24 protein-coding genes and 3 pseudogenes are annotated in these 26,810 nt (G+C 74.0%); 10 read left to right on the plus strand and 17 right to left on the minus strand.

Going from position 1 to position 26,810, the window contains the following annotated elements:
* Positions 1-8 precede the first annotated feature (8 nt).
* On the minus strand, positions 9-1,649 hold the full coding sequence (locus C1703_RS20490) for a penicillin-binding transpeptidase domain-containing protein (protein WP_114254246.1): 1,641 nt from the start codon (positions 1,647-1,649) through the stop codon (positions 9-11).
* Between the two features lie 114 nt (positions 1,650-1,763).
* On the opposite strand from C1703_RS20490, the gene C1703_RS20495 reads away from it, so the two are divergent.
* The gene (locus C1703_RS20495) at positions 1,764-2,750 is read left to right on the plus strand and encodes a LysR substrate-binding domain-containing protein (protein ID WP_232840541.1); all 987 of its coding nucleotides are present in this window, start codon (positions 1,764-1,766) and stop codon (positions 2,748-2,750) included.
* Entirely contained in the window at positions 2,747-3,619 is an 873-nt protein-coding gene (locus C1703_RS20500) for a serine hydrolase (protein WP_114254248.1), read from the plus strand. The genes C1703_RS20495 and C1703_RS20500 overlap by 4 nt, the downstream gene beginning before the upstream one ends.
* A 47-nt stretch (positions 3,620-3,666) precedes the next feature.
* On the opposite strand, the gene C1703_RS20505 is transcribed toward C1703_RS20500, so the two are convergent.
* Entirely contained in the window at positions 3,667-4,230 is a 564-nt protein-coding gene (locus C1703_RS20505; RefSeq protein ID WP_114254249.1) for a TerB family tellurite resistance protein, read from the minus strand.
* A gap of 171 nt (positions 4,231-4,401) precedes the next feature.
* Between C1703_RS20505 and C1703_RS20510 the strand changes: the two genes are divergently transcribed.
* Entirely contained in the window at positions 4,402-5,382 is a 981-nt protein-coding gene (locus C1703_RS20510; protein ID WP_114254250.1) for a cytochrome c oxidase assembly protein, read from the plus strand.
* A gap of 43 nt (positions 5,383-5,425) precedes the next feature.
* Here C1703_RS20510 and C1703_RS20515 read toward each other — a convergent pair whose 3' ends face one another.
* Genes C1703_RS20515 through C1703_RS20530 form a run of 4 tightly spaced genes read right to left on the minus strand, consistent with a single transcriptional unit; the run spans position 5,426 to position 7,530 of the window.
* Positions 5,426-5,986, minus strand: a complete 561-nt coding sequence (locus C1703_RS20515; protein ID WP_114254251.1) for a hypothetical protein — start codon at positions 5,984-5,986, stop codon at positions 5,426-5,428.
* Positions 5,970-6,461: an RNA polymerase sigma factor gene (locus tag C1703_RS20520; protein WP_114254252.1), complete on the minus strand. Its 492-nt coding sequence runs from the start codon at positions 6,459-6,461 to the stop codon at positions 5,970-5,972. The genes C1703_RS20515 and C1703_RS20520 overlap by 17 nt, the downstream gene beginning before the upstream one ends.
* Positions 6,458-7,108 carry a class F sortase gene (locus C1703_RS20525; protein WP_114254253.1) on the minus strand — a complete coding sequence of 217 codons (651 nt, stop codon included), beginning with the start codon at positions 7,106-7,108 and terminating at the stop codon, positions 6,458-6,460. The genes C1703_RS20520 and C1703_RS20525 overlap by 4 nt, the downstream gene beginning before the upstream one ends.
* Complete coding sequence (locus C1703_RS20530) at positions 7,105-7,530, minus strand: Tat pathway signal sequence domain protein (protein ID WP_114254254.1); 426 nt, start codon at positions 7,528-7,530, stop codon at positions 7,105-7,107. Before C1703_RS20530 ends, C1703_RS20525 begins: the two co-directional genes overlap by 4 nt.
* Before the next feature lie 191 nt (positions 7,531-7,721).
* Here C1703_RS20530 and C1703_RS20535 point away from each other — a divergent pair, with 191 nt between their 5' ends.
* The 3 genes from C1703_RS20535 to C1703_RS20545 are packed head-to-tail and all read left to right on the plus strand — an operon-like array spanning position 7,722 to position 11,626.
* A complete protein-coding gene (locus C1703_RS20535) occupies positions 7,722-9,107 on the plus strand; it encodes a hypothetical protein (RefSeq protein WP_232840542.1) in 1,386 nt (461 codons plus the stop codon).
* A gap of 54 nt (positions 9,108-9,161) precedes the next feature.
* Positions 9,162-10,376, plus strand: coding sequence for a MoxR family ATPase (locus C1703_RS20540; RefSeq protein ID WP_343236400.1), 1,215 nt, complete (start codon positions 9,162-9,164; stop codon positions 10,374-10,376).
* Positions 10,373-11,626, plus strand: coding sequence for a VWA-like domain-containing protein (locus C1703_RS20545; protein ID WP_114254256.1), 1,254 nt, complete (start codon positions 10,373-10,375; stop codon positions 11,624-11,626). Before C1703_RS20540 ends, C1703_RS20545 begins: the two co-directional genes overlap by 4 nt.
* Positions 11,627-11,642: 16 nt before the next feature.
* On the opposite strand, the pseudogene C1703_RS39315 reads toward C1703_RS20545, so the two are convergent.
* The 6 genes and pseudogenes from C1703_RS39315 to C1703_RS20570 all read right to left on the minus strand — a co-directional run.
* A pseudogene (locus C1703_RS39315) lies at positions 11,643-12,088 on the minus strand (response regulator transcription factor); the annotation flags it as partial.
* Positions 12,080-12,556 (minus strand): annotated as a pseudogene (locus tag C1703_RS20550) (histidine kinase); the annotation flags it as partial. The pseudogenes C1703_RS20550 and C1703_RS39315, both read right to left, overlap by 9 nt.
* Before the next feature lie 40 nt (positions 12,557-12,596).
* Entirely contained in the window at positions 12,597-14,582 is a 1,986-nt protein-coding gene (locus tag C1703_RS20555; RefSeq protein ID WP_114254257.1) for a glycoside hydrolase family 97 protein, read from the minus strand.
* 143 nt (positions 14,583-14,725) lie between these two features.
* Positions 14,726-16,393: an alpha/beta hydrolase gene (locus C1703_RS20560; protein ID WP_114254258.1), complete on the minus strand. Its 1,668-nt coding sequence runs from the start codon at positions 16,391-16,393 to the stop codon at positions 14,726-14,728.
* Between the two features lie 405 nt (positions 16,394-16,798).
* On the minus strand, positions 16,799-17,611 hold the full coding sequence (locus C1703_RS20565; protein ID WP_114254259.1) for a cation transporter: 813 nt from the start codon (positions 17,609-17,611) through the stop codon (positions 16,799-16,801).
* A gap of 2 nt (positions 17,612-17,613) precedes the next feature.
* Positions 17,614-17,949 (minus strand): metalloregulator ArsR/SmtB family transcription factor, encoded by a 336-nt coding sequence (locus tag C1703_RS20570; RefSeq protein ID WP_114254260.1) that lies wholly within the window; start codon positions 17,947-17,949, stop codon positions 17,614-17,616.
* 268 nt (positions 17,950-18,217) lie between these two features.
* Here C1703_RS20570 and C1703_RS20575 point away from each other — a divergent pair, with 268 nt between their 5' ends.
* The gene (locus C1703_RS20575) at positions 18,218-19,198 is read left to right on the plus strand and encodes a pyridoxal-phosphate dependent enzyme (RefSeq protein WP_114254261.1); all 981 of its coding nucleotides are present in this window, start codon (positions 18,218-18,220) and stop codon (positions 19,196-19,198) included.
* Positions 19,199-19,321: 123 nt separating this feature from the next.
* On the opposite strand, the pseudogene C1703_RS20580 reads toward C1703_RS20575, so the two are convergent.
* From C1703_RS20580 to C1703_RS20590, 3 genes and pseudogenes are all read right to left on the minus strand, one after another.
* Positions 19,322-19,552, minus strand: a pseudogene (locus C1703_RS20580) (protein kinase family protein); the annotation flags it as partial.
* 83 nt (positions 19,553-19,635) lie between these two features.
* Complete coding sequence (locus tag C1703_RS20585; protein ID WP_114254262.1) at positions 19,636-20,205, minus strand: hypothetical protein; 570 nt, start codon at positions 20,203-20,205, stop codon at positions 19,636-19,638.
* A 102-nt stretch (positions 20,206-20,307) separates the two neighbouring features.
* On the minus strand, positions 20,308-20,784 hold the full coding sequence (locus tag C1703_RS20590; protein ID WP_232840543.1) for a MarR family transcriptional regulator: 477 nt from the start codon (positions 20,782-20,784) through the stop codon (positions 20,308-20,310).
* A gap of 59 nt (positions 20,785-20,843) precedes the next feature.
* Between C1703_RS20590 and pip the strand changes: the two genes are divergently transcribed.
* The gene (pip, locus tag C1703_RS20595; protein WP_114254264.1) at positions 20,844-21,803 is read left to right on the plus strand and encodes a prolyl aminopeptidase; all 960 of its coding nucleotides are present in this window, start codon (positions 20,844-20,846) and stop codon (positions 21,801-21,803) included.
* Positions 21,804-21,886: 83 nt separating this feature from the next.
* Here pip and C1703_RS20600 read toward each other — a convergent pair whose 3' ends face one another.
* Complete coding sequence (locus tag C1703_RS20600) at positions 21,887-22,771, minus strand: LysR substrate-binding domain-containing protein (RefSeq protein WP_114254265.1); 885 nt, start codon at positions 22,769-22,771, stop codon at positions 21,887-21,889.
* Positions 22,772-22,890: 119 nt separating this feature from the next.
* Between C1703_RS20600 and C1703_RS20605 the strand changes: the two genes are divergently transcribed.
* Positions 22,891-23,235: a nuclear transport factor 2 family protein gene (locus C1703_RS20605; RefSeq protein WP_114257512.1), complete on the plus strand. Its 345-nt coding sequence runs from the start codon at positions 22,891-22,893 to the stop codon at positions 23,233-23,235.
* A 32-nt stretch (positions 23,236-23,267) separates the two neighbouring features.
* Here the strand turns inward: C1703_RS20605 and C1703_RS20610 are convergent, their stop codons facing one another.
* Positions 23,268-24,254, minus strand: a complete 987-nt coding sequence (locus tag C1703_RS20610; RefSeq protein WP_114254266.1) for a LacI family DNA-binding transcriptional regulator — start codon at positions 24,252-24,254, stop codon at positions 23,268-23,270.
* Between the two features lie 336 nt (positions 24,255-24,590).
* On the opposite strand from C1703_RS20610, the gene C1703_RS20615 reads away from it, so the two are divergent.
* Positions 24,591-26,639: a glycoside hydrolase gene (locus C1703_RS20615; protein ID WP_114254267.1), complete on the plus strand. Its 2,049-nt coding sequence runs from the start codon at positions 24,591-24,593 to the stop codon at positions 26,637-26,639.
* The last annotated feature ends 171 nt before the right edge of the window (positions 26,640-26,810 follow it).

Consider the following 26,810-nt stretch of genomic DNA (forward strand, 5'->3'; position numbering starts at 1 on the left):
GTTCGCTCTCACTCGGGATCGCCGGGCACGGCCGCCAGCAGGGCGCGGACGGCCGGTCCGGCCGAGCCGCCGCCGGTGACGCCCTCCTCGACGACGCAGGCCACGGCGACGTTGCCGCGGTGGGCGACGAGCCAGCCGTTGTTGTCCTGCTCCTCGGACACCTCGGCGGTGCCGGTCTTGGCGCCGATCTCGCCGGGCAGGTCGGCGAGGATCCGCGCGGTGCCGTCGGTGACGGTGGCCCGCAGCATCTCGCGCAGCTGCGTGACGACGCCCTTCGGCAGCGGCGTCGTCTCGGTCGTGTCCTCGGTGCCGTCGACGAGCGAGGGCTGGCGGAAGGTGCCGGAGACGGCCGTCGCGGTGACGGACGCCATGATCAGCGGGTTGGCCTGCACCCGGCCCTGCCCGATCATCGAGGCGGCCTTCTCCGTCTCGTCCTTCGGCACCGGCACCGAACCGTCGTACGAGGGAGCCCCGATGTGCCATTCCTGGCCCACGCCGAAGTGGGTGCGGGCCACGTCGCCCAGCTCCCCGTCGTCGAGCCGGTCGCGCAGGCTGATGAAGGCGGTGTTGCACGACTCGGTGAAGTCCTTGCGGAAGGTGGCGCCCGGATGCTCGGACAGCTCCACGTTCTGGAACCGCTTGCCCACCGTGAGGTACTTGGGGCAGTCCACGACGTCGTCCGGCGCGACGGCGTCCCCGATCAGCAGGGCGCTGCTGGTGACGATCTTCCAGGTGGAGCCGGGCGCGTAGGTGCCGGACAGGGCGCGGTTGAAGCCGGACGACGGGGAGTTGGCCACGGCCAGGATCTCGCCGTCGTCGATGCGCAGCGCGACCAGCGCGGCGTTCTTGCCGTCGGCGTGGGCGGCGAGGGCCCGCTCCGCGGCGGACTGCCAGTCGGCGTCGAGGGTCGTGCGAACGGGGCCGTCGTCCCGGACGGTCCGCGCGCCGAACCGGGCCTCCGTGCGCTCCACCTTCCCGGTGGCCCGGTCGACCAGGTGGATCGCGCCGCGCCCGCCCGAACCGGCGCCGTCGCCCCCGCCGAGCCGGGTCATCAGAGGCGCGAGGGAGGGATACGCGTCGCCGGACATGCGCGTGCCCTGCCGGTCGGTGACCTCGGGGGGCCTCGTCTCCTCGCGGTCCAGGCGGAACTTCTCGGTGTCGCTCAGGCGCGGGTGGACGAGGGACAGCGTCCAGTCCACCTTCCAGGTGCCGTCGCCCTGCTCGCGCAGCGGCAGCTCCGACTTGTACGTCCAGGTGCCGAGGCCGGTGACGGGCATCCTGGCGGTGAACGGGACGGTGACCCTGCCGTCCCCGGCCTCGGCCGCGGATCCTGCCGTGAGCTGGGGCTCGTCGATGTCGAGCCCGGCGGTGAAGCTGTCCAGCACGCGCTCGGCCGTGCCCGGGCTGGTCGTACGGCCCGCCGCGCTCGGCATACGGCCGGCGGCCCAGTCGGCGAGGAACGCGCGGGCCTGTTTCCCGGCCGCCGGATCGGGCCCGGTGTCCCGCTCGAAGGGCCCGAGACCCGCCGCGTACGCCCCGCCCGCGACGGCGGCCAGCGCCACCGCCCCGGCGATGACGGCCCGCGGGGCCCGGCGGCGCGGCCCCGGTGCGCCGGTGGTGACGCGCGTGTGGTCGGCATGAGTGTCCATGCGCCGAGGACAGCAGCGGCCCGGCATCCTGTCCAAGACCGGTATCGGTGTCGAATCAATATCCAGTCGATATGATCGCTGCTCGTGGACCTGGTGCGGCACCTGGAGTGCTTTGTGGCTGTTGCAGAAGAGTCACACTTCGGCCGGGCCGCGGCTCGCCTGGGCATGGCCCAGCCGCCCCTCTCGCAGCGCATCCAGCGCCTGGAGAAGCACCTGGGTGTCCGCCTCTTCGAGCGCACGAGCCGCCAGGTGACCATCACCGAGGCGGGGACGCTGCTGCTCGCCGAGGCGCGGGAGGTGCTGGCCCGCTCCGAGGCGCTGATGGCCACCGCGCGCCGCATCCGGGACGGCGAGACCGGCCTGCTGCGGGCCGCGCTGCCCCCGGACCTCTCCGGCGAGACGGTCGCCGCGCTGCTGGCGGGCTTCGCCGAGGGCGCCGCCGGCCTGGAGGTGGAACTGCACGAGCTGTCCACCGCCCAGCAACTGGCCGCCTTCGCCGCGCACGAACTGGACGTCGGGCTGATCCACCACCCCAGCGACGTCTCCGGCCTGGAGCTGGGACCGGTGCTGCGGCGGGAACTGGGCGTGCTGCTGCCGGGCGACGCGGCGGCGGCCGGGCTCGACGAGGTCCCGCTCGCCTCCCTCACCGGCCACGACCTGATCCTCTTCCCCCGCGCCGCCGCCCCCGCCGTCTACGACGACCTGCTGACCACCTGCGCCCGCAACGGTTACACCCCACCCGCCGTACGCCACGCGCAGGGCGCCAGCTTCGTCCGCGGGCTGGTGTTGTCGGCGCGGGCCGTGGCCTTCGGCCCGCGTGACGCGCACGGCGACGCGGAGGGGGAGGCCCCCGAGGGACCTTCCCCGGGACCGCCCCAGGGACTTCCCCGGAACCCGGCCTCCGGTGTCGTCTGGCGCCCCCTCACCGGGGCCCCGCTCGCCCTGCGGCACTCCGTCGCCTGGCCCGAGGGGCGTGGCGACCCCGCCGTGGCCGCCTTCGCCGGGGCCGCGACGCACGCGCTGCGCACCACCGCCGGCGCGACCCCCGACCTGCCCTCCCGCCCGCTCCATCTGCGCCCGGCCTCGGAGTACTGGCTGTGACCGACGCCCTCGCCCGCATCCACGCGGCCTTCGCCGACGCCGGGGTCACCGGCCGGCTGCACGCCGTCGACATCGACACCGGCGCGCAGCTCGACGCCGGCGCGGACCAGCCGGTGTGCACCGCCAGCGTCCACAAGCTGTGTCTGCTCGTCGCGCTGCACGAGCGGGCCGCGCAGGGGGCCCTGGACCTCACCGAGCAGGTGGACTGCCCGCCGGAGGGCCGCACCACCGGCCCGACGGGGCTCGCCGCCATGCTCGACGGCGCCCGGCTGTCCCTGCGGGACCTCGCGTACCTGATGATGTCCGTCAGCGACAACGCCGCCGCCGACCTGCTGCTGGGGCGCGTGGGTCTCGACGCCGTCAACCGCACCACGGCCCGGCTCGGCCTCACCCGCACCCGCGCCGTCCACACCTTCGGCGAACTCCTCGCCACCATCAAGGAGGACGCCGGGCCCGGTGGCGCCGGGGCGCTCGCCGACCCGCACGTCGTCACCCGGCTCCGCGCGCTCGACCCGGCCCGCACCAACCGCAGCACCCCGCGCGACATGACCCGGCTGCTCGCCGCCGTCTGGCGCGACGAGGCCTGCCCGCCGGAGCACGGCGCGGCCATCCGCCGCCTGCTGGGGCTGCAGGTGTGGCCCCACCGCATGGCCTCCGGCTTCCCCTTCGACGACGTCCACGTCGCGGGCAAGACGGGCAGCCTGCCGACCGTGCGCAACGAGGTCGGCGTCGTCGAGTACCCCGACGGGGGTCGCTACGCCGTCGCCGTCTTCACGCGCACGGCCCGCACCTCCGCGCTGCTGCCCGCCGCCGACGCCGTCATCGGCACGGCGGCGCGCCTGGCCGTGGACGCCCTGCGCGCTCCCTGAGAGCGCCGCGCGGTCCGCTGCCCGCTCGGCGACCCCGGGGAACTCGCTCAGAGCTGGAACTCGGCGGGATTCACCCCCAGCGCCGCGCAGGCCTCGCGCAGGACCGCCGCCTCGGCCTGGGAGAAGTGGCCGTCGGCACCGGCGATGACCATGCCGGTCTGGATCACCGCCCGGGCCTCGGTCGGCTTCTTGGCGGCCTTGGCGATCTCCTGCATCGCCTCGGCCTTGCCGTGCTGGAAGTTGTGGGTCAGCTGGTCCACGTGCTTGTTGAAACGCTGGCGCAGCTGCTCCGGCGGGAAGTTCTGCAGGACGTCGTTGCTCAGGATCATCGACTCGACCTGCTGCCGCTCGGCCGGGTCCACCTGGCCGTCGGCCGCCGCGACCAGGGCGCACACCGCCATGCTCGCGTCCCGGTAGGCACCGCTCTTCAACTCGTTCTTCAGCGAGCCGAGCTGCGTCTTCAGCAGGCCGACCAGCTGCGCCTTGCTGCCGCCGCCGGACCGCGTCCCGCCGCTGGGTCCGCCGCTGTGCCCGCCGGTCGTCGCGCCTCGCCCGGCCTGACCCTGCTGGAGAGCCTTGGCCTGGTCCTTGAGCCGGTCCCACACTGCCATTGCCGCCACCTCGGTATTCGTCAGCATCAACTGGCGCACTCGCTCACGCGCGCACACCCTTCCAACGCCCGGCCCACGGGCAAAGGTTCCGCAAAACGAGTTCCTCTCACCCTGGATTGACCTTCCCCGGTTACCGTCCGCCCTGGCCGGGTGGAAGGGGCGAGGAACGTCGTGAGCGGATATCTGCCGGAGCCGACCGTCGGGCGGCTGCTGGGATCGTGGCGGTGGGACGTCCCCGCGCTGGTGCTGGTCGTGGTGCTGGGCGGGCTCTACGTGTGGGGCGTCGCGCGGGTGCGCGGGCGGGGCGGGACCTGGCCGCTCGGGCGGCTCGCCGCCTTCGTGGTGCTCGGGCTGGGGACCGTCGTCGTGGCCACGATGTCCGGGCTGGCCGTCTACGACCACGAGCTGTTCTGGCCCGCCGCCGTGCAGAACGTCGGGCTCGACCTGCTCGCGCCGCTGGGACTCGCCCTCGGCGACCCGCTGCGGCTCGCCGTCGAGGCGCTGCCCGAGGGCGGTGCGGCGCGGGTGCGGCGGGTGCTGACCGGCCGTCTGGTCAGGGCCCTGACGTTCCCCCTGGTCAGTACGGTCGTGGTGCTGGCCACGGAGCTGTCCGTCTACTTCACGCCGTACTTCGCCACCGCCCTGCGCGTGGGCTGGCTGCACGAGCTGATGTACCTGCACCTGCTGGCGGCCGGCTGCCTCTTCGTCCTCCCGGTGCTCACCCGCGAGCAGGCCCTGCCCGCCTGGTGCACCCACCCCGTCCGGGCGGCCCTGGTCTTCCTGGACGGCGTCGTCGACGCGGTCCCGGGGCTGGTGGTCATGACGCACGGCACGCTGATCGCGGGCGCCTGGTACCTGCACCACGCGCCGCCCTGGTCCCCCGACGTCCACCACGACCAGCAGCTCGGCGGCGGCGCCATGCTGGGCATCTCCGAACTGGTCGCGCTGCCCTTCCTGTTGACGGTCCTCGCCCAGTGGATGCGGGCCGAGCGCGCCCAGACGGCCGCACTGGACGCCCGTCTGGACGGCGAACTCGCCCCGGCCGTGCGGGCGGCCGACGCGGCGGGGGCACCCGAGCTGGTCCGGCCGTGGTGGGAGACCGAGGCGGGCGAGGTGGCGGAACGGGTGCGGCGGCAGGGGACGGGTGGCTGAGCCGGGCCCCGTCGCCGCCGGGCACCGTCGGCCGCCGGGCCGGTCACCGGCCGGCGGCCGCTGACGGCTGGTCCGTGGCGGGACGGGCCGCCGTCGGGAGGGGAGCCACCGGGGTCGGGACGGCCGAGGGGGCGCCGGACGGGACCGCCGGGCCGGTCGGCTCGCCGGGGCCGCGGGTGGCGGGGCCGGTGGTGCGAGTGCTCCCGGTGCCGGGGCGGGTCGATTCCGCGGCGGGCGCCCGGGAGTCGGAGGGGGACGGCGCGCGGGACTCGGAGGGGGACGGCGCCGGGGTGTCGGACGCCGAGGGGGCGGGCGGCGCCGGGCTCGTGGCGGGCGGGGCCATCGGGACCGTCGGGGTCGAGGGGCGCTCGGGTGCCGTGAGGCGCAGGGGGAGCGCGACGAGGGCGGCCACCGCGCAGCACACACCGGCGGCTCCGGCAGCGGCGCGCAGCAGGCGACGCCGGGAGGCCCTGCGGCGGACCGCCTCGAACCGGCCGGGCGGCGCGCCCAGGTAGTCGGGCGAGGAGGGGCGCAGGAGCACGGCGAGCGGGTCCTCGGGGCCCGACCCCGCGTCGCCCGGGTCGTCGTCAAGGCGTGTGGTCAAGGCTTCTCCTCAGGTGGACGCGGAGCAGTTCCCGGGCCGCGTGCAGGTCGGCCTTGACGGTTCCCTCCTTGCGCCCGGTCAGCACGGCCACCTCCCGGATCGGCATGTCAGCGTAGTAGTGGAGGAGGATCGGGACGCGCAGTCGCTCCGGCAGCGACCGCACGAGCAGCCGCACCGACGGGTCGGCCTGCTCGGGGTGCGGGCGTACGGCGGCCTCCGAGGTGACGCGGTGCAGGACCCGGCGCTCGCGCTCCAGTTTGCGCCAGTGGTCCCGGACGAGGTTGGCCGCGGTGACGTAGAGGAAGCCGCGGGGCTCCTCCACCTTCGTCCAGCGGGCCCAGAGACGGGTGAACGCCTCCGAGGCGATCTCGTGCGCCGTCTCGTCGTCGTCGACGAGCCGGCGGCACCAGCCGGCCAGGCGCGGGTAGAGGGCGGCGAACAGCTCGGACGCGGCCTTCTCACGGGACCGTTTCAACGCTCTCCAGGGGTGGGGGACCCGGCGCCGCGCAGCGCGGCGGACACGATCACGTTGTCCGCGTAGCCGTCACCGGTCCGCGCTCCGCCGCACGTGATCAGCCGCAGCTCCGGACGGTCCACGTTCCCGTAGACGTCGTCCGCCGGGAAGTCGTCCTTCGGGACCGTGCGGACGGCCGTGACGGCGAACTCCGGCGCCGTGCCGTTCTCCAGGCGCGCCACGACGAGGTCGCCACGGCGCAGCCGGGCCAGGTGGCGGAAGACGCCGTCGCCGTACCGGCCGACCGTGACATGGCCGAGGATCACCGACGGGCCGGTCCGGCCGGGCGGCGGCGAGTGCCGGTACCAGCCCGCCCGGTCGTCGGCCGTGACCGGCGGCACCTCCATCGTGCCGTCCTCGGCGAGCCCCAGCCGGATCACCGGGGTGTCGACGCCGATCGCCGGGATCAGCAACCGGACCGGGACCGGTCGGGCCACGGAGCGCCTGCGTCCGGCCGCGACCGGCGGCGGTGCCGTGCGGGAGGCGCCCCCGTCCGTCGCGGCGCCCCCGTCCGTCGCGGGGCCGCCGCCGCAGGCCGTCACCAGGGAGGCCAGGGCCCCGGCCGTGAACGCGCGCCTGGACACCGCGCGCCTGGAGAACGCGGTCATGCCCCGGTGGCCCGGCGGCGGCGTACGACGAAGACCGTGCCGCCGCCGAGGGCGAGCACCGCGGCGGCGCCCGCGCCGATCGCCGTGCCGCCGCTCCCCGACCCCTGGGACGCCGCCGCCACACCGGTGTCGGGCGCGCCGCTCGGCCGGACGGAGACCTGGTCCTCGGCCGGTGCCCGGGTCGGTTCGGCACTGGGCGCCGGACGGGCCGGTTCGGCACTGGGCGCCGGGGCCGTGCTCTCCGCCGGCCGGGTCGGTTCGGCGCTGGGCGCGGGTACGGCGCTCTCGGCCGGCCGGGCGGTGGGTGCCGCGGTCGCCGGGGCCGGGCTCGGGGCCGTCGTACCGCTCGCGACCGCGGGCCCCGTGCCCATCAGTACGGCGGTGCCCGTGAGGGCCAGGACGGTGAGGACGGTTCGGCGCATGGAGTCGCACTCCCAGGTCGGGTGACAGGTCGTGCGAAGAGACGAGGCGGGGTCGCGGCAGGTTGTAAAGAGCTGGCAAAGTCGCCCAGTGAATAATCCGTCGCGCCGGGGGGCGGGCGGCGCTAGCCTCCCCGCGTGACGACTCACTCTGTGAACAGATTGGGGGTCCCGTCCGCGCAAGGTGAGTGCTGATGCTCACCGAGACCGCGAACGGGGAATCCCCGCGTACTGACGAACCGCCCTCGCCGGAGCTGTTCTCTTCGGATCCGTTCTTCTGGCCGCGCGTGCGCGAGTTCGCCGTGCCGCCCGGCATGATCGAGACCGCGACCGCCCGGCGTCGTACCGGGGACTGGGCGGGTGCCTGCGCCGCCGCCAACATCGACGTCGACCTCCGGCCGCGTGCCGTGGCACGGCGGCACGGCACGGAGACCGCCGCCCTGCTCCGCGCCGACCTCCGCCACCTCGCCCCCGACCTGCTGCGCTGGCACATGCCGAGGATCGCCCCCGACGGGCTGCTGCGGCCCGGACTGACCCTCACCCTGGCCCGGTACGACACGGCGGGCGCGGGGGAGCTGCACCTCGTGGTGCGGACCCCGCCGGCCTGGGCGGACGCCGGTCAGCGCATGAGCCTCGCGCTGTGGGACCCGTCCCGCACGGAACAGGCCGGCCGCGGCCACCCGCACCCCCGCCCCAGCCGGCGGTTCCGTCTCGACCTGCACCGCCACCTGTGGGACGCGCGCCGGGCCGGTGAACTGCGGGAGCGGTGCGGCGAGGGCCGTACCGACGGGGTCTCGGAGCTGTCCGGGCTGCTGCCGCGCGGGCACCGGTGTGCCGTCGACCGGTGGGCGGCCGAGGCGGAGATCCTGCTGCGGGCCGAGGGGCGTCCGGGCGGCGGCCGGGTCGCGGTGCGGCTCGGCGCCCGCAACCGGCTGGTCCTGGACGTGTCCGACGGGGCCGCCGTCCCGTGCGGGCACACCGCCGGGCCAGCGCTGCCCGTCCTCCCCGACGCCGCGACCTGGGTGCTGCCCGACCTGGAGCTGCTCCGGGCCGGGGCGATCGACGCCGGACGGCTGCATCCGCTGGTCGCCTCGGCGCTCGGGGCGGAGCGGGCATCGGCCGGCTCGCCCCGGGCCGCGGAACGGGCGGGCGATCCGGGGCTGGTGGAGTGCCGGGGCGCCCGGCACCGGATCGGCCTGGTCGACGGCGTCCTGGCCGCGCTGGACCACGCCCCGGACGAGATCCGGCGGGAGGAGCTGCTGACCGCCCTGGGCGGTACCCCCCTGCCCTGCCTCCAGGCCATCGACCAGGCGCACCGCCGCCCCGACTGCCTCACCGGCGTCCGCGAACGCCTCCGGCACGGCGATGTCGCCGGTGCCCTGGCCGCCGTGGAGAGCCTGCTGGGCCCCGACGCGGTCATGCGCGGCGGCCCGTTGCGGGACGCGCTGGAGACGGCGGCGCGGCGGCGGATCGCCCACGGGCTGTTCCGGGCGGGCCTGGACGGGCCCTCGCCCGGCAGCCTGCGCCCCTGGGACCGCCGCCGCTCCCGCGACCACGGCCCGCACCCGCGCCACATGTGACCCGGGCCCTTTCCGGCCTCCTCCTCCTACACCCACAGGTGATCACCCATGCCCATGAGCACTCCCCTCTCCCGACTCGACGTCGCCGGTGACCTGCTGACCCTGCTCCGGGACACCACCACCGAACCCCGCCCCGACACCCAGCTGGAGGCGTTGACCCTCGCCGTGGCCGCCGACCTGCCCGTGCTGCTGTGGGGCGAGCCCGGCATCGGCAAGACCGCGGCCCTCACCCAGCTCGCGACCGCCCTGGACCTGCCGCTGACCACGGTGATCGCGAGCGTGCACGAGCCGTCCGACTTCTCCGGGCTGCCGATCGTCGGCGACGACCCCGCCGCGCAGGGCGTCCCCATGGCCCCGCCGGACTGGGCCGTACGGCTGGTGCGGGCCGGGCGGGGGCTGCTGTTCCTCGACGAACTGTCCACCGCGCCGCCCGCCGTCCAGGCCGCCCTGCTCCGGCTCGTGCTGGAGCGGCGGATCGGGGCGCTGCGGCTGCCGCCCGGGGTGCGGATCGTGGCCGCCGCCAACCCGCGCTCCTCGGCCGCCGACGGCTGGGAACTGAGCCCGCCGCTCGCCAACCGCTTCGTCCACCTCCAGTGGACCCACGACGCCGAGGTCGTCGTCCGCGGCCTCGGCGGGATCTGGCCGACGGCGACCCTGCCGTTGCTCGACCCGCACAAGCTCCCGGAGGCCGTGGACTTCGCCCGCCGGGCCGTGTGCGGGCTGCTCACCGCGCGTCCCGGGCTCGTGCACCGGCTGCCCTCCGGGGAGGCCCGCCGGGGCGGGGCCTGGCCGTCCCCGCGCAGCTGGGAGATGACGCTGCACCTGATCGCCTTCGCGACCGCGGCCGGTTCGTCACGGGACGTGCTCTCCCTCCTGGTTCGGGGCACCGTCGGCGACGGCCCCGGCCTGGAACTGCTGGCGAGCCTGGACCGGATGGACCTCCCCGACCCGGAGACGCTGCTGGCCGACCCGGGCGGCGCGGAGCTGCCGCAGCGGGGCGATCTGCGCCAGGCCGCGCTGGACGCCGTCGTGGCCGCGGTCCGCGCCCGCCCGGAGCGGTCCCGCTGGGACGCGGCGTGGGCGCTCCTGGTCAGGGCGGTGGAGACCGGCCCCCCGGACGTGGTCGTCGTCCCCGCGACCACCCTCGCCGCACTGCGCCGCGAGGACTGGGACGTACCGGCGTCCATCGAGCGCCTCGCCGGGGTGGTGTCCCTGTCCCGGCGGGCGGACCACGCCGCGGCCCGCGGCACGGCGAAGGCGGGCCGATGACGACGGCGGAGACCGGCACGACCGGGGCCCTCGACCGCGGCAAGCTCTTCGCCGCCCGCCTGCACGCCGCCCGGGCGCGCCCCTACCTGGCGACGGCCCTGTTCGCCCTGCACGTCGTCGAGTCGCGGCGGGTGCCCACGATGGGCGTCGACCGGCACTGGCGCTGCTACGTCTCACCGGTGTTCGTCGACCGCACGCCCGTCGAGGAACTGGCCGGCGTGTGGGTGCACGAGGTCTCCCACCTCCTGCGCGACCACCACGGACGCAGCGACCGCGTCGCCCGGGAGCGCGAGCTGCACGGCCCGGGGGAGCGGCTGCGGATGAACATCGCCGCCGACTTCGAGATCAACGACGACGTCTACGGCGACGGCCTCGCCCGCCCCGAGGGAGCCGTCGAGCCGGGCCTGCTGGGCCTGTCCGAGGGCGAGTTGATGGAGGACTACCTCCGGCAGTTCAGCATCGGCCCGCGTATGGAGGACCTGGCCTGGCTGGACTGCGGCAGCGGCGCCGACGGCCTGGACCGGGAGTGGGAGCTGGGCCCGGACGGCGCGCACGGCCTGAGCGAGCAGGAGCGGGACGCGGTCCGCTTCCGGGTGGCGCAGGGCATCACGGGCCGACCCGGCAGCGCCCCGCAGGGCTGGCGCCGCTGGGCCGAGGAGGCCTTCCACCCGCCCCAGCCGTGGCGGGAACTGCTGGGCGCGGCGGTCCGCTCGGCGGCGTCCGGCCCCGGCGCGGGCGAGGACTACACCTACGGCCGCCCGGCCCGCCGCTCCACCGCCGTACCCGGCACGGTCCTCCCCAGCCTGCGCCGCCGCCCGCCCCGCGTCTCCGTCATCATCGACACCTCCGGCTCGGTCAGCGACGCCGAACTCGGCAGCGCGCTCCTCGAAGTCGCCGCCATCGCCCGGGCCGTGGGCGGCCGCCGCGACCTGGTCACCGTGGTGCCCTGCGACGCCTCGGCGGGATTCGCGCGCCGCCTGTGCCGCGCCGAGGGCATCCCGCTGACGGGCGGCGGCGGCACGGACCTGCGCGCCGGCTTCACCCGCGCACTGCGCTCCCGCCCGGCCCCGGACGTCATCGTGGCCCTCACCGACGGCCAGACCCCCTGGCCGTCCACCCGCCCGCCCTGCCGGACGGTGGTGGGCCTGTTCCCCCGCCGCCGCACAGGCCACTCCTACGACGAGTCCGATCCCGAGTACGTCCCCGACACGCCACCGCCGTGGGCCCGCGTGGTGGACATCGGCTCATGACGCTCATGCCGCCCCACGGCCTGTGCAGCAGCCCCCGTTCCATCGCCACCACCACCGCCCGCGTGCGGTCGTCGACGTCGAGTTCGGCGAACAGGCGGAGCAGGTGGGTCTTCACCGTGGCCTCGGCGATGACCAGGCGGCGGCCGATCTCGGCGTCGGTGAGGCCGTCCGCGACCGCGTCGAGGACGTCCGCCTCGCGGGCCCAGAGCGGGATCTGCGCGGGCTGGCGCATGCGGGCGACCAGGCGTTCGGCGACCCGGGGGGCGGCACGGCCTCGCCGCGTGCCGCCGCGCGGATCGCGTCGGCCAACCGCTCCCGGGTGGTGTTCTTGAGGAGGTAGCCGATCGCCCCCGCCGCCACCGCGCGCTCGATCTCCGCGTCGGTGTCGTAGGTGGTCAGGATCAGGACCCGGGTGCGGGGGAAGCGCGGCACGATCTCGGTCGTCGTGGCGATTCCGTCCAGCTCCGCCAGCCGCTTGCGCATGCCGTCCAGGCCGAAGCCCGCCGACTCCTCCAGCACGTCGGCCAGGGACTCCTGGGCGCAGCGCAGCAGCGCGGTCCGGGTCTGCTGGTCGCACTCCAGGTCGGCGAGGTCGGCGTCGACGGTGAGGCCGGTGTCCTCGGTGAAGCGGTCCAGGACCCGGCGCAGGGTCCGGGCCACCGGGGCGAGCCGACCAGCTCGCGGGCCGGCGGGGTTCTCCCGCGCGGTGGACTCGATCGACCGCAACTGCTGGGCGCTGCGCGCAGTTTCGAAGGCGAGGCCCGCCCGGGCCGCCTCGGCCAGCACGATGATCGAGGCGTAACCCCGCGCGAGGGTGTCGTGGATCTCGCGGGCCATGCGCTCCCGCTCGTCCGCCGCGCCCTGGCGCTGGTGGGCCTGCGACAACTCCGCCCGCGCCTGCACCAGTTCGGAGATCAGCCGGGTCCGCTCGACGCTGTCGAGGCCCTGGGGACAACCCCCGTCCTGCGGATCAGCTCGGCGTCAGGACGACCGCCTGGCCGCCCGCCGGGGCCATGGCCACGTCGAGCGTGTCGGCGGCGGTGACGGTGCGGGTGCCGACCACGACCGGCGTCTGGTACGGCTTCGCGCCCGGGGTGCCGTCGGCGTAGACCGTCGCCGTGTACGTGCCGCTGCCGAGGAAGGACAGGGGCAGGGAGAGGGTGCGGGAGGACTCGTTCGTCATCGCGCCGAGGTACCAGTCGGAGCCGCTGCGGCGGGCCACCGCGATGTACTCGCCGATCGATCCGGCCAGGGCGCGGCTCTCGTCCCAGGTCACCGGGACGGCGTTGAACCAGGGCAGCCCGGGCCAGGCGGCCGGGTTGCCGTACTTGGACGGCTTGTCGTACCAGAACAGGAAGTTGAGCGGCTGGTAGTACACCGCGGCCATCGCCATCTGGTGGGCGTTGGTCGTCTTGTCGCGGGACTGGCCGTAGCAGATCGTGTAGTCCATCGGGCCGCCGATGTTGCGGGCGAAGGGCAGCGTCACGTTGTGCGCGGCCGTCGGGAACTGCTCGTTGCCGCGCACGCCCTCCAGGCTGATCCAGTTCGGGTAGGTCCGCTCGTAGCCGAACGGCCGGACGTCGTCGTGCATGTCGATCAGCAGCTCGTACTTCGCCGCCGTCCTCGCCCAGTCGACGATCCGGTTGGTCATCGACTGTGTGCCGTCGTTGATGAACCCGAGCTTGACGCCGCGCACGCCCCAGCCCTTGTACAGGCCGAACAGCGAGTCCGCGTCGGTCAGCGCGAGCCGGTTGACGTAGAGGAAGACGCCGATGCCCTTGCTCGTGGCGTACGAGATGACGGAGGGGAGGTCGATCGCGGGGATCGGCTTCGTGGCGTCGGGGGTGGTGAACTCCGGGCCGTACCAGCCGGCGTCGTACTCGATGTACTCCAGGCCCCGGGCCACCGCGAAGTCCACGCCCTGGAGGCCGGCGGCGGTCGAGAGCTCGCAGCGGAAGACCTTGCCCGGCCTGATCCACGAGGTGTCGGACAGGGCGTTCGGCGGGGCCAGGTTGAGCACCAGTTCGGCGTTGTCGACGAGTTCGGCGTGCGTGGCGCCGACGACCACCGCGCGCCACGGCGTGGCGAAGGGGGCGGCGACGGTGGACGTCGTCTCGACCGGGCCGGTGCCGCGGGCGGTGTGCTCCATGAGGAAGGCGGCGAGGGTGTTCGGCTCGCCGGGGACGGAACTCAGCATCAGCCGGGGGTAGTCGACCCGGGCGGACTCGCAGACGCAGGCGATGAGACCGTCGCCGAGCGTCGCCGTCAGCGGCAGGTCGGTCAGCGGGCCGTTGTCCGTGGTGGAGGTGCCGGTGACGGGTATGGCACCCGGCGCCACCGGCTCGTAGGCGTTCTCGTCGCGGGCGCTGTAGACGGTCGTGCCGTCGGGGAAGGCGAACGACGTCAGCTCGTCGGCGATGGTCGCGGTGCCCTCGTCGAGGAGGAGGTACCGGAGGGCGACGCCCGTCCTGTACGCCCGGACCTGCACGCCGAAGCGGATGCCCGTGGCCCGGTCCTGGAGGTCCCAGCGCTGCTCCTGGTAGTGGTCGGTGACGGTCGCGTTGCGGCCGTAGACCGGGGTCCAGGTGGTGCGCCGGGTGCGGTGGCGCCGGCCGGTCACCCTGACGTCGTCGCCGAGGACCGTGCCGTCGCCGAGCCGCAGGCCGAGGGCGGAGTCGTCGAGCACCGTCCTGCCGCCGCGCCGAGCCGACCAGCGCAGGGCGCCCCCGAGGAGGGAGAGGGTGACGGAGGTGCCGCCCATGCGGGCGGTGACGCTCTCCGCACGGCCGCCGTCGCCGGCGTGGGCGGGCCCGGCCGCGGTGAGGCCCGCGGCGGCCAGCCCGGCGGTGACGGCGGCGCCCTTCAGCACCGTGCGCCGGGAGGCCGGGGCCGGACCCGCGGCCGCTCTGCCCGGCGTGGGCGCTTCCTGCGCTCGTGACCCTCTGGTCGGGCTCATCACGGGACCCCTCTCGGCAAACAGGTAGTAAACGGTTTCTACCGCGTGTCAGTTGTAGGGCCTGCCACAAGAGGGGGTCAAGACCCCGGAACCCCGGACTCCCCGTGCGGTACGGGGAGTCCGGGGTTCCGGGGCGGAGCGGGTCAGCGCAGGGTGCCGATGCGGTCGAGCCGCTCGTTGACGCCGTTGCGCAGCTCGCCGAGGGTCGTGCCCGCGGGGGCCGACTTCGGCGTGGAGGAGGGCGGCTGGGTCTCGTCCGCGCAGGTCGTGCCGCGCGCCGGGACCTTCCCGTCGACGAGGTAGCTCGTCACGGCGTCCGTCGCGCAGGCGCTGCGCCCGAAGGCGGTGTGCCCCTCGGCCCGGAACGTGAGCAGCCGGCCGTTGTCCAGCTGCCGGGACAGGGCGACCGCGTCCCGGTACGGGGTGTCCGGGTCGCCGGTGGTGCCGAGGACCAGGATCGGCGCGGAGCCCTTGGCCCGGAAGGACCCGGCGTAGCGGCTGGGCTTGTCGCCGGTCCACTGGGCGCACGTGGTGGCGTGCTGGTGGTCGTAGAGCGGCGGGCCGTACGCCATGGCCGGGCCGAGCAGCGGGGCCAGCGCGGCGTTGGTGGTGACCTGCCGCTTCAGCAGGGCCGGGCTGCGCGGGTAGTCCTTGTCGACGCACTCGACCACGATGTTCGGGTTGAGGAAGTCGTAGCTGGCCGGGGACGGCGGCCGGAGCAGGAACGAAGTGGTGTCGCGCTGCTGCGCCTTGCGCAGGGCCTCGCCGAGGGACGGCCAGATGACCTTGCCCTCGTTGATGTTGAACATCAGGCGGTAGACGACGGTGTAGCCGTTCGCCTGACCGCCGTTGGCCGTCGGCACGGGGTTGGCGTCGAGGTCGGCCTTGAGCCTCTCGAACGCGGCCCGCGGGTCGCCGTCGCCGAATCCGCACGTCGCCTGGTCGGCCTCGCACCAGTCCAGGAAGCGGCTCATCGCGCCGTCCAGGGCCAGGTACTGGGGCCGGTCGTAGGCGTAGGGGTGGTTCGCGTAGCGCTCGGGGTCGTAGGCGCCGTCCAGCACCAGGGCGCGGACGCGCTCGGGGAACATGGCGGCGTAGACGGTGCCGATGTAGCTGCCGAAGGAGCGGCCGTAGTAGGTGAGCTGCTCCTCGCCGAGGGCCTGGCGCAGCAGGTCGATGTCGCGGGCGACGTACCCGGTGCCGACGAACGGCCGCAGCGCGCCCGCCCGGTCCTGGCAGGCCTGGTCGAACGCGGCGCCCTGGCGCACGGCGTTGTCGTAGGCGTCCGGCCCGGGCGCGCCCTTGGCCTCCCTGATGGCCTTCGTGTACGTCGCGTCGTCCCAGCACTCCACCTGCGAGCTGCGGGCGACGCCCCGTACGTCGTACCCGAAGACGTCGAAGGAGTCGCGCAGGTCGGCGGGCAGGTCGGCGTAGTTGTTGCGGACGAAGTCGACGCCCGAGTTGCCCGGTCCTCCCGGCTGGAGGAAGAGGGTGCCCTTCTTCCGGCCCTGGTCAGGGGCCTTCTTGCGGATCACCGCGAGGGTGATGGTCCTGCCCTGCGGATCGCGGTAGTCCAGCGGCACATCGGCGTTCGCGCACTCGAAGCCGCCCTGGCAGTCGGACCAGGTGAGGTTCGGTACGGGCGGCTGCGTCGATGCCGCCGCGCCCTCGGCCGCCTGCGCGGCCGTCGCCTGGACCCCGCTCCCGGCGACGACGAAGGCGGCGGCGGTGGCCAGGGCGATTCTGAGCCGTAGGATGCGTCTGCGCGCTCCGGAGCCGGAGCGGCGCGAGGTGTGGTCGTGTGTGGTCACTCTTTCCGTTCCCCCTTGGGCGGATGCGCCGACTGGCGCGTCCTGATGCCGGCGTGTTCCGCCGCATGTCTAGCCCAATCCGACGGGGCGCGCGACCCGATCCGGCGAGTCTTTCCACCGCATCTCTCCAGGACCCGGCGGTAGTTGCCGGCCCGTTCGCCTTCGGGACGGCTGAAAGCCACGCGGCGGGGGCGGTTTTCGGCCTCCCGTACGGCTGATCCGGCCCGTGTCCACCCGGCCGACGATGGCCGGACCGCCCTTGCGGCGCCCTCGGCCCAAGTCCCATGTGGGCACCCCCGGTTCGCCCGAGCGAATCCGCTTCTGCTCCAGGCCCTTGAACGCCGGGGCGGCTGACGGGGCGTGGGCTCGCCGTGACTCGGCGACCATCTGTGAGGTGCCCGAGGGTCACGCCCGCGGTGCCGTTGCGGGGCGCGTGCGGCGGCCCCCGCCCGGGGCGCAGCACGAGCAGCCCGGCCGGCATCCGCACGGGCCCTGCCCTGCGTCTTCCCTTGAGTCTTTCCCTGTGTCCTGGGTGGTGCCAGGGGACGACGGCGTGGTGTCGCGGGACGACGGCGGCGCGGCACAACAGCCCTCGCCGCGCCAGGCGTCCCGCCCCTCCTTGACCGCCACGGCGGCGATCACGAGGGCGGCGATCGGGTCGGCCCAGGACCAGCCCAGCGTGGCGTTGAGGACCAGACCGGCCAGGAGGACGGCGGACAGGTACGTGCACAGCAGGGTCTGCCGGGAGTCGGCGACCGCGGAGGCGGAGCCCAGTTCCCGGCCGGCCCGGCGTTGCGCGGCGGACAGGAACGGCATCACCGCGAGGGACAGGGCGGCGAGCACGATCCCCGGGACGGAGCGCTCCGCCTCGCCGGCGCCGGCGAGCGCCCGTACCGCGTCGACGGCGACGTACGCGGCGAGCGCGAAGAAGGACACGGCGATGATCCGCAGGGCGGTCTTCTCGCGCGCCTCGCGCACGGCGTGGTCGGCCGCGGAGAACTGCCAGGCGACGGCCGCGGCGGAGGAGACCTCGATGACGGAGTCGAGGCCGAAGCCGATCAGCGCGGTGGAGGAGGCGAGGGTCCCGGCGGTGAGGGCGACGGTCGCCTCGACGGCGTTGTAGGCGATGGTCGCGGTGACCAGGAGCCGTATCCGGCGGGTGAGCGCGTCGCGCCGGGCCGGGGCGGGGCCGAGCGCGAGCGGAGTCTCGGCGGCCATGCTCAGCAGCAGCCCTTCGCGTCGGCGTCCGGGCAGCTGCGGTCGGTCTCGACGGCCACCACGGCGGTGCGCAGGTCGTCGAGGGCGTGGCCGAGCCGTTCGTCGGCAAGCTCGTAGCGCGTGCGCCGGCCGTCCGGGACGGTGACGACGAGCCCGCAGTCGCGCAGACAGGCCAGGTGGTTCGACAGCCGCGTCCGGGAGACACCGAGGGCGTCGGCGAGATCGGCGGGGTAGGCGGGGGCGTCGCGCAGGGCGAGCAGGATACGACAGCGGATCGGATCGGCGAGGGCGCGCCCGAACCGGGCGAGCACGGCGATGTCGGAGGCGACGGTCAGCATGCGACGACAGTACACGGTTCCCTGAATTCAGGAAACCGTGGATCGTCTCTGGGCTTCCAGCAGGGCCGGACTGCCGGTTCCAACGCAGCCCACCGGCGTGCATCGCTGGGCAGGGGCCACCGCGGACCGTCGGGGCTTCCCAGCCGGACCGCACGGTCCGCAACCTGCTGAACGGCGCCTCCCGACGGCCCGTCGGGCGGACGTGTGCGGCGCTGGAGCGGGTGTTCGGCTGTCCGGTCGAGGACAGGCAGCCCTACGCTGTCGTGCCATGCGGGAAACGCGTCTCGACACCGCTCGGATCCGAGCGGCTCGCCGGGTCATCAACCCGGTCTTCCTCGACACTCCGCTGTACCGCTGCGAGGCGCTGGAGCCCGGCCTCGGGTGCGCGGTGAGCATCAAGCTCGAAACGGCGAACCCGGTCCGCAGCTTCAAGGCCCGCGGCACCGAGCTGGTCGCGAGCCTGCTCGCCGACGAGGACTCGCGGGCCGTGGTGTGCGCCAGCGCGGGCAACCTCGGCCAAGCCCTCGCCTGGTCCGGTCGCGGCCGGGGGCTGGACGTCACCGTCGTGGCATCCCGCTTCGCGACCGCGGCCAAGCTGGACCGCATCCGCGCACTGGGCGCCGGGCTGGAACTCGTCGACGGCGACCACGAGATGGCGCGCGAGCGGGCCGCGGCCATCGCGCGCCGCGACGGCATCCGGCTGGTCGAGGACAGCCTGGACATCGAGACCTGCGAGGGAGCGGCGACCATCGGCCTGGAACTGGTGGACGCCACGACGTCGTTCGACGCCGTGCTGATCGCCCTCGGCGGCGGAGCGCTGGCCACCGGCGTGGGCCACGTGGTGAAGGCCATGGCGCCCGAGACCGAGGTGATCTGCGTCCAGCCGCTGGGCGCACCCGCGCTGACCCACTCGTGGCACCGGCGGCGCGTCGTCACCACCGACTCGACCGACACCATCGCCGACGGCGTCGCCGGCCGGTACCCCATCCCGGCCGTTCTGGACGACCTCCTCCTGGTCGCCGACGACGCCGTCCTCGTCCAGGAGGCGTCGATCATCGCCGGCATGCGGATGCTCCTCGACCATGCCGGCCTCATCGTCGAACCATCGGCCGCGCTCGGCATCGCGGCGATCCTCGAAGACCCCGACCGCTTCGCCGGCCGGCACGTGGTCACCATCCTGTGCGGCAGCAACGTCGACGTGGACGCCTATCACCGCTGGGTCGGTGCGGCCGGCCTCAACGGGTCCTGAGCCACGGGTGCCGGGTTGCCGGCATGCGGATGCTCCTCCCCTCGCGGCGCGCGAGCGGGCCGGCGACGCCGTCGGCAGCGGGAGAGGATCTGCCTGGCCTTCGGTGGCCCATCCGGCGGTTCAAAGGGTGAGGCCGAAGTCCGTGAAGTACAGGCGCCGTCCGTCGGTCAGGATGTTCTGGAAAAGGGCGTCGAAATGCAGAAGCCCACGAGCGTTCAGGAACAGCACGATGCTCGCCGAGGACTGCTGAAGGGCCTCGACACGTCGGCGCACCTCCGGCCTGCCTCCCCAATAGGCCACGACCCGCTCCTCGTCCGCGAGTTCCTCGGGAAGCGCGGTCGTGCCCGGCAGCATCCAGTCGCGCCTCTTCCGACATATCAGGACGCTCGACCGCTACCCGCATGAAACGCCGACCTCGTTTCCACCCTGCCCGGTCCTCAATGGCGAGGGCCTTGGGAAAGGTCACCCCGCCAAGGCGGTGGCCAGGGAACCGACTCCGCTATGCGTGTGCCTCGCACGCCGAGGCCGGCGCGTGCCAGCTCCAGGAAGTGATGCCGCGCCTGCCGGAAGTCCTGGTACGCCTGGTCCCAGCCGCCCTGCTCTCTGGTCGGGAGCTCGCGGGCCAGCCACTCCAGATGCCACAGGCAGTGGTTCAGCCTGACCGCGGCCGTGTTCGTCTTCACGTCCCCCAGCAGCCACACCGTCTCCGCGAGCGCCGAGCGTCGCAACTCGGCCTCCGCCACTTCGGCGAGGACCTCCGCCGTGGGCTCCAGCGGTGCGGCTCCGCTCGCTGCGATGCCCTTGGCGACCGCGATTCGTCGGTAGCGGTGCGCGAGTTCCTTCACGGCGTGGGCGTACTCGGCATACGCGCTCAACCGTCGCTCGTCCCACCGCACGGACTGCTCCCGCCGCCATCGTGCCTTCTCCACGACCATGGTGGCCGCCATCGACAGCACGGCGCCCAGCGCTACGGCGAGCAGCGTCGCGAGTTGACCAGTCAGAGCCATGAGTGCTTCATAACCCACCGGCCTGAGAGGCAACCGCCGACGGAGAGAGCGCCGATGGTCGTGAGGTGACTCCTGCGCCCAGCGCCCCCACAGGGAGCCCCCTCAACGCCGGTACGCCGTCGCGATGCGCTCCCGGAACGGCCGTCGCCCCACCGCCTCCGTCACCTCCCTCAGCAACGCGGCCAGCGGCATCGACAGCTCCGCGTCCAGTTCGGCCATCGCCGTCCGCGTGGCCTCCCACTCCGCCTCGATCCGGGGCAGCAGGGCACGGGCCTTGGGGGTGAGGGCGATCAGCCGGCGGCGGGCGTCCCGGGGGTCGGGGGTGTGGGTGACCAGGCCCGCGCGGGCCATCTGCGCCGCCGTCTGGCTCGCGGCGGAGTGCGTGACCCCCACCGAGGCGGCCACGTCGCGCACGGAGAGCGGGCCTTCGGCGACCAGGGCCCGTACGACCGGGGAGAACCGGGGCCGGTACCCGGCGAGGCCCTGCTCCTCGTAGACCTTGGCCACGTCCGCGTCGAGGAGTTCGAGGACGTGCCGGAGCAGGGTGCCCACGGCGACGGGATCCGGATGACCGCTCATGTTGTTAATCTAACAGCGCTGTTATATCTCAGCGCATTCCACCGCGAGAGGCGGCGCACATGCCCGGGCTCCATCCCCCCGTCGAGCCGTACGAGCACGGCATGCTCGACGTCGGCGACGGCAACCGCGTCTACTGGGAGACCTGCGGGAACCCCGCCGGCAAGCCCGCCCTGGTGCTGCACGGCGGGCCGGGATCGGGTGCGGGGCCGTTCTGGCGGCGGCTGTTCGACCCGGCGGCGTACCGGATCGTGCTGTTCGACCAGCGGGGGTGCGGGCGCAGTACGCCCGACGCCGCCGATCCGGGGACCTCGCTCGCCGCCAACACCACGCACCACCTCATCGCCGACATCGAGCTGCTGCGGCGCCACCTCGGCATCGACGACTGGCTGGTCCTGGGCGGCTCCTGGGGCGTGACCCTCGCCCTGGCCTACGCCGAGCGGCACCCGGAGCGCGTCAGCGAGCTGGTCCTGTTCAGCGTCACCAACACCACCCGCCGTGAAGTCGAGTGGGTCACCCGGGACATGGGGCGGATCTTCCCCGAGGAGTGGGCGCGGTTCCGGGACGCCGTGCCGGAGGCCGAGCGCGACGGCAGCCTGGTGGACGCGTACGCCCGGATGCTCGCCGACCCCGACCCGGCCGTGCGGGAGCGGGCCGCGCGGGAGTGGTGCCGGTGGGAGGACGTGCACGTCTCCACCCACCCCGGGCACAAGCCCGACCCCCGCTACGAGGACCCGCGCTTCCGTTTCCGCTTCGCCCGCCTCGTCACGCACTACTGGCGGCACGCCGCCTTCCTGGACGACGGGGCGCTGCTCCGTGACGCCGGGAAGCTCGCCGGCATCCCGGGTGTGCTGATTCACGGGCGCCTGGACATCAGCGGGCCCCCGGACATCGCCTGGCGGCTGGCCCAGGTGTGGCCCGACGCGGAACTGGTGCTGACCGGCGGGGAGGGACACGGGCTGTCGGGGGGCACGACGATGGACGCCGTGCTGGCGGCGACGCACCGCTTCAGCGTGGCGTGAGGGCAAGTTCTCCTGGACAGACGGTAGTTGTGCAGGCGACTGCTGCGGCCGCACAGGGGCCCGGCAACGCCTCCACGCCGCCGTCAGCCGGCGAAGGCCCGCCTGCTGTGGGCCAGCAGTTCACGCACCGCGGGGCCGTGCGAGCTCCTCCACACCAGGGCGAGCAGGGCCGGTGCCGTGACGTCGTCGATCGTGCGGGCGACCAGCCGGCCCAGGGACCCGCGATGGCCCGCCGCCATCGACTCGCTCAGCACGGCGACGCCGAGCCCGCGGGCCGCCAGGTCCGCGACGGCGTCCGCGGCGCTGGCCTGCAGGGCGATCACCGGCCGGAGGCCCTGCGCGGCGCAGGCGCGGTCGAAGACCGTGCGCAGGCCGGTGCCCGGGGGCATGCACACGAGGGGATGGTCGGCCAAGTCGGCCAGCAGCATCCGGCGTTGCTCTGCCAGCGGGTGTCCGGCCGGGACCGCCACGACGAGCCGCTCGCTGATGACCGTCAGCGATTCCAGGCCCTCGGGCGCGCCCGCCGTCCCGACGAGAGCCAGGTCGACGGTCCCGTCGCGCACGGCCTCGACCAGCCGGTCGGAGTTGTCCTCCAGCAGGGAGAGCTCCACTCCCGGATGCGCCCGGTGGAAGGCGGAGAGGGCGTCGAACAGGGGCGTGAGCGTGCAGCCGATGACCATCCCGACCGCGAGCCGGCCCCGGATCAGGTCGGTCACCTCGCCCACCGCCTGCCCGACCGCCCCGGCCGCGGCGAGTGCCGCACGGGCGTGGTCGAGCGCGGCCCGGCCCGCGGCGGTGAGGGTGGCGGTACGCGCCGACCGGTCGAACAACTCGGCGCCCAGCTCCCGCTCCAGCTGGCGGATCTGGGCGCTGACCCCGGACTGGCTGATGTGCACCCGCTCGGCGGCCCGCGTGAAGTTCCGCTCCTCGGCGACCGCGACGAAGTACTCCAGCTGCCTCAGTTCCATGACTGGGAATTCTAGATACCAGTAGATCCATCTGTTGGACTTCTGGTCGGGGGGCGGGGACGCTGGAAGCGCCGAAGGAAGCCGTTCCGTCCGCAGGAGATGCCGTGTACGAGAAGGCCATGCGTCCCGAAGACCTCACCCGCCTGTTCGTCGAACGGTCCAACGCCGGTGACGCGGCCGGGGTCGCCGCGCTCTACGAGGAGGACGCGGTGCTGGCCTACCCGCCCGGCGAGCGCACGGTGGGCCGGGAGGCGATCCGCGCCCTCTGGGAGAAGGTCCTGGCCGACCGCCCGCACTTCGAGCCGGAACCGCCCCTGCCGACCCTGGTCAGCGGCGACATCGCCCTGACGGCGACCCCGCCCGGGGACGGGGCCGGGGCCCGGGCGCAGGTCGTACGGCGCCAGCCCGACGGAAGCTGGCTGCGGGTGCTGGACCAGCCGGAATTCCTGCCGCCCGCCCACTGAAACCAACAGGGGGACCAGCCCGGCCAGCCCCGTCACCCCATCCTCGGCCCCGTGCTCCCCCGTCGTACCAACCGCGTCGGCACCAGGGTCGTCCCGTGCTCCGTGCCGTCCTGCCGCATCTTGCTCAGGACCCCCTCCACGCACAGCCGTCCCACCTCGGCGAAGTCCTGGTGGATCGTGGTGAGGGGTGGGAGGAAGGACGCGGACTCGGGGATGTCGTCGAAGCCGATGACACTGATGTCCTCGGGGACGCGGCGGCCCCGTTCGTGCAGGGCCCGGAGCAGGCCCAGGGCCATCTGGTCGTTGGCCGCGAACACCGCCGTGCAGTCCGGCTCGTCGGCCAGGCGGAGGCCGGCCCGGTAGCCGGAGTCGGCCGACCAGTCGCCGCGGACCAGGGGCGGCGGAGTACGGCCCGACTCGGTGAGTGTCGCCCGCCAGGCGTTGGCCCGGCGCTGGGCGGCGAAGGAGCCCTCGGGGCCCGCCAGGTGCCACACCGTGTCGTGGCCGAGGTCCAGCAGGTACCGTACGGCGTCCCGCGCGCCGCCCGCCTGGTCGGTGTCGACGACGGTGTAGCGGTCGCCGGCGTCGGAGTCGGCCACGACGACCTGCACCCCGGGCGGCAGCGAGACCGTCGCCGCGTCGAGCAGGTGGATCTCCATGATGACGATGACGGCGTCCACCGCGAGTTCCCCGAGGCGCGAGAAGGCGCCGTTGACCTCGTCCTGGGTGGGGACGGCCACGGGCAGCAGCGTGACGGCGTAGCCGTGCTGCGCCGCCGACAGGGCGATGGCCTCCAGGGTGCGGATGTTGCCCATGGTGGACAGGGAGAAGGTGATCACGCCGAGGGTGCGGAACTCACCGCGCCGGAGGGCCCGGGCCGCGCTGTTGGGGCGGTAGCCCAGTTCGCGCATGGCGTCCAGGACCTGGCGGCGGGTGTCCTCGGTGACTCCGGGGAAGCCGTTGGAGACGCGGGAGACCGTCTGGGACGAGACCCCCGCGAGCCGGGCGACGTCCGCCATCGACGCGCCCTGGCGGGGACGGGCCGCACGCCGTCTCGTACGGCTCGTGCCCCCCGGCACGCTCTCGCCGTCCACGGTGCCCACCTGCCCCTCGCTGCCCTCGCCGCCCGACTGGCGCGAATTTCGGTCCGGAACGACTCCTTGACCCCTGAGATTCGGACAGTGTAGACATCCCGCCAGCGGATGTTTACGTAAACATTGCCTAGTCGAAACCGTACGAGAAGCCGACAAAACCGCACCAGTCGCACCTCGAATCCGTACCACTCGCACCCCGTAGGCCCCGATCTCTGTGTCCCGCCGGGACGCGCGGCACGCAGAAGAGCTGGAGTACTCGAGATGGCACACCCCACCCGTAAGAGAAGGCTCCTCGGGGCCATCGGCGTCACCGCCCTGGCGACCGGAACCCTCCTGGCCACGACGACCCTTCCGGCCGCGCACGCCGATCCCGCGGTCCGGGCCGCCGGGGTCACGGTCCGGCCGGACCCCTCCTACTCGGGGGAGAAGTTCGAGGGCTGGGGCACGAGCCTGGTCTGGTTCGCCAACGCCACCGGCGACTACCCGCCGGCGATCCGCGAGAAGCTCTACAAGCTCCTCTTCGGCGACGAGGGCCTCAACCTGAACATCGCCCGCTACAACATCGGCGGCGGCAACGCCCCGGACGTCAAGGACTACCTGCGGGCCGGCGGCGCGGTCGAGGGCTGGTGGAAGGCCCCGGCGGGCACCACCCGCGAGGACGTCGACTGGTGGGACGCCGAGGACCCGGCCGACTGGAACAAGAACGCGGACAAGACGCAGCGCTGGTGGGTGGACCGCATCAAGAAGGACATCACCCACTGGGAGACCTTCAGCAACTCCCCGCCCTGGTTCATGACCGAGAGCGGCTACGTCTCCGGCAACTTCGACGCGGGCAAGGACCAGCTGAAGCCCGAGTCCGTCGAGGACTTCGCCAAGTACCTGGTGGGCGCCACCGAGCGGCTGGAGAAGGCGCACGGCATCAAGGTCGACACCCTCGACCCCTTCAACGAGCCGAACACCAACTACTGGGGCACCAAGCTCGGCCCGGACGGCGAGCCGACCGGCGGCCGCCAGGAGGGCGCCCACATGGGCCCCGAGCTCCAGCAGAAGGTGCTGCGCGCGCTCGCCCCGGTGCTGGAGAAGTCCAAGTCGGACGCGGAGATATCCGCGATGGACGAGACCAACCCGGGCACGTTCGCCACCAACTGGAACTCCTACCCCCAGGACGTGCGCGACCTGGTCGGCCAGATGAACGTCCACACCTACGGCACCGGCCAGCGCACCACGGTCCGCGACCTCGCGAAGGCCGCCGACAAGCCGCTGTGGATGAGCGAGGTCGAGGGCGACTGGGGCGACGGCCAGAGCTTCACCGACATGCGGCCCGGCCTCGGCCTCGCCCAGCGCATCGTCGACGACCTGCGCGAACTGGAGCCGAAGGCCTGGGTGTTCTGGCAGCCCGTCGAGGACTACGACAACATGAAGCCCGGCGGGGAGTCGGCGAAGGGCGGCAACTGGGGCGAGATCCAGCTCCCGTTCAGCTGCACCGCCAAGGACACCCTGGAGACCTGCCCGGTCTACACGAACACCAAGTTCGACACGGCCCGCAACTTCACGCACTTCATCAAGCCCGGCGACCGGCTGATCAAGACGAACGACACGTCCAGCACCGCGGCGGTCTCCCGCAAGGGCGACGCGGCGACCGTCGTCCACGTCAACAGCGCCACCGAGGCCCGCGAGGTCACGCTCGACCTGTCGAAGTTCGGCCGGGTCTCCTCCCGCGCCACCGTCACCCCGGTGGTGACCAGCGCCGACGGCAAGCTGGAGAAGCAGCAGGCCGTCCGGGTCACCGGCAAGCAGGCCACGATCGCCGTGCCCGCCCAGTCGGTGACGTCCTTCCTCGTCAAGGGCGTCTCGGGCGTCGCGAAGGACGCGGCCGAGCTGCGGAAGGGCCACACCTACCGCCTGACCGGCGTCCAGAGCGGCAAGGACCTCACGATCGCGGACAACGGCACGGGCCTGGTCATCCGCGGCGCTTCCGCCGACCCGGCCGGCCGGCAGTGGCAGGTGGAGCAGATCCGCGGCGGCGACAACCGCAAGCGGTACGTCCTCACCGAGACGTCCTCGGACAAGCGCCTGGCCGTCCGGAACGGCGCGCTGGTGGCGGAGCCCGACGAGGGCCGCCGCGACAAGGCCACCGAGTGGATCATGTCGACGACCGGTGACGGCACCTGGACCCTGGTGAACGCCGCGACCGGCCAACTCCCCGACGTCTCCGGCCAGTCCACGAACGAGGGCGCGTCCGTGGGCCTGTGGCAGCCGAACTCCGGGGCGAACCAGCGCTGGAAGGTGACGGAGGTGACGGGCGGCTAGCGCCTCCCGCCGCGCAGTAGCCGCACAGCAGCCGCACAGCAGCCGCACGCGACGCCCCCGCCTGCCACCGCCGGACGACGGTGGCAGGGGCTGGGGGCGTCGGTGTGCCCGGGGGCCGCAGCTCGTTGACGAGGCCCCGAGGGCGGGATCAGCACGTGAGGCCCGAGGGCG

The sequence above is a fragment of the Streptomyces sp. Go-475 genome (genome assembly GCF_003330845.1).
GTDB lineage: Bacteria > Actinomycetota > Actinomycetes > Streptomycetales > Streptomycetaceae > Streptomyces.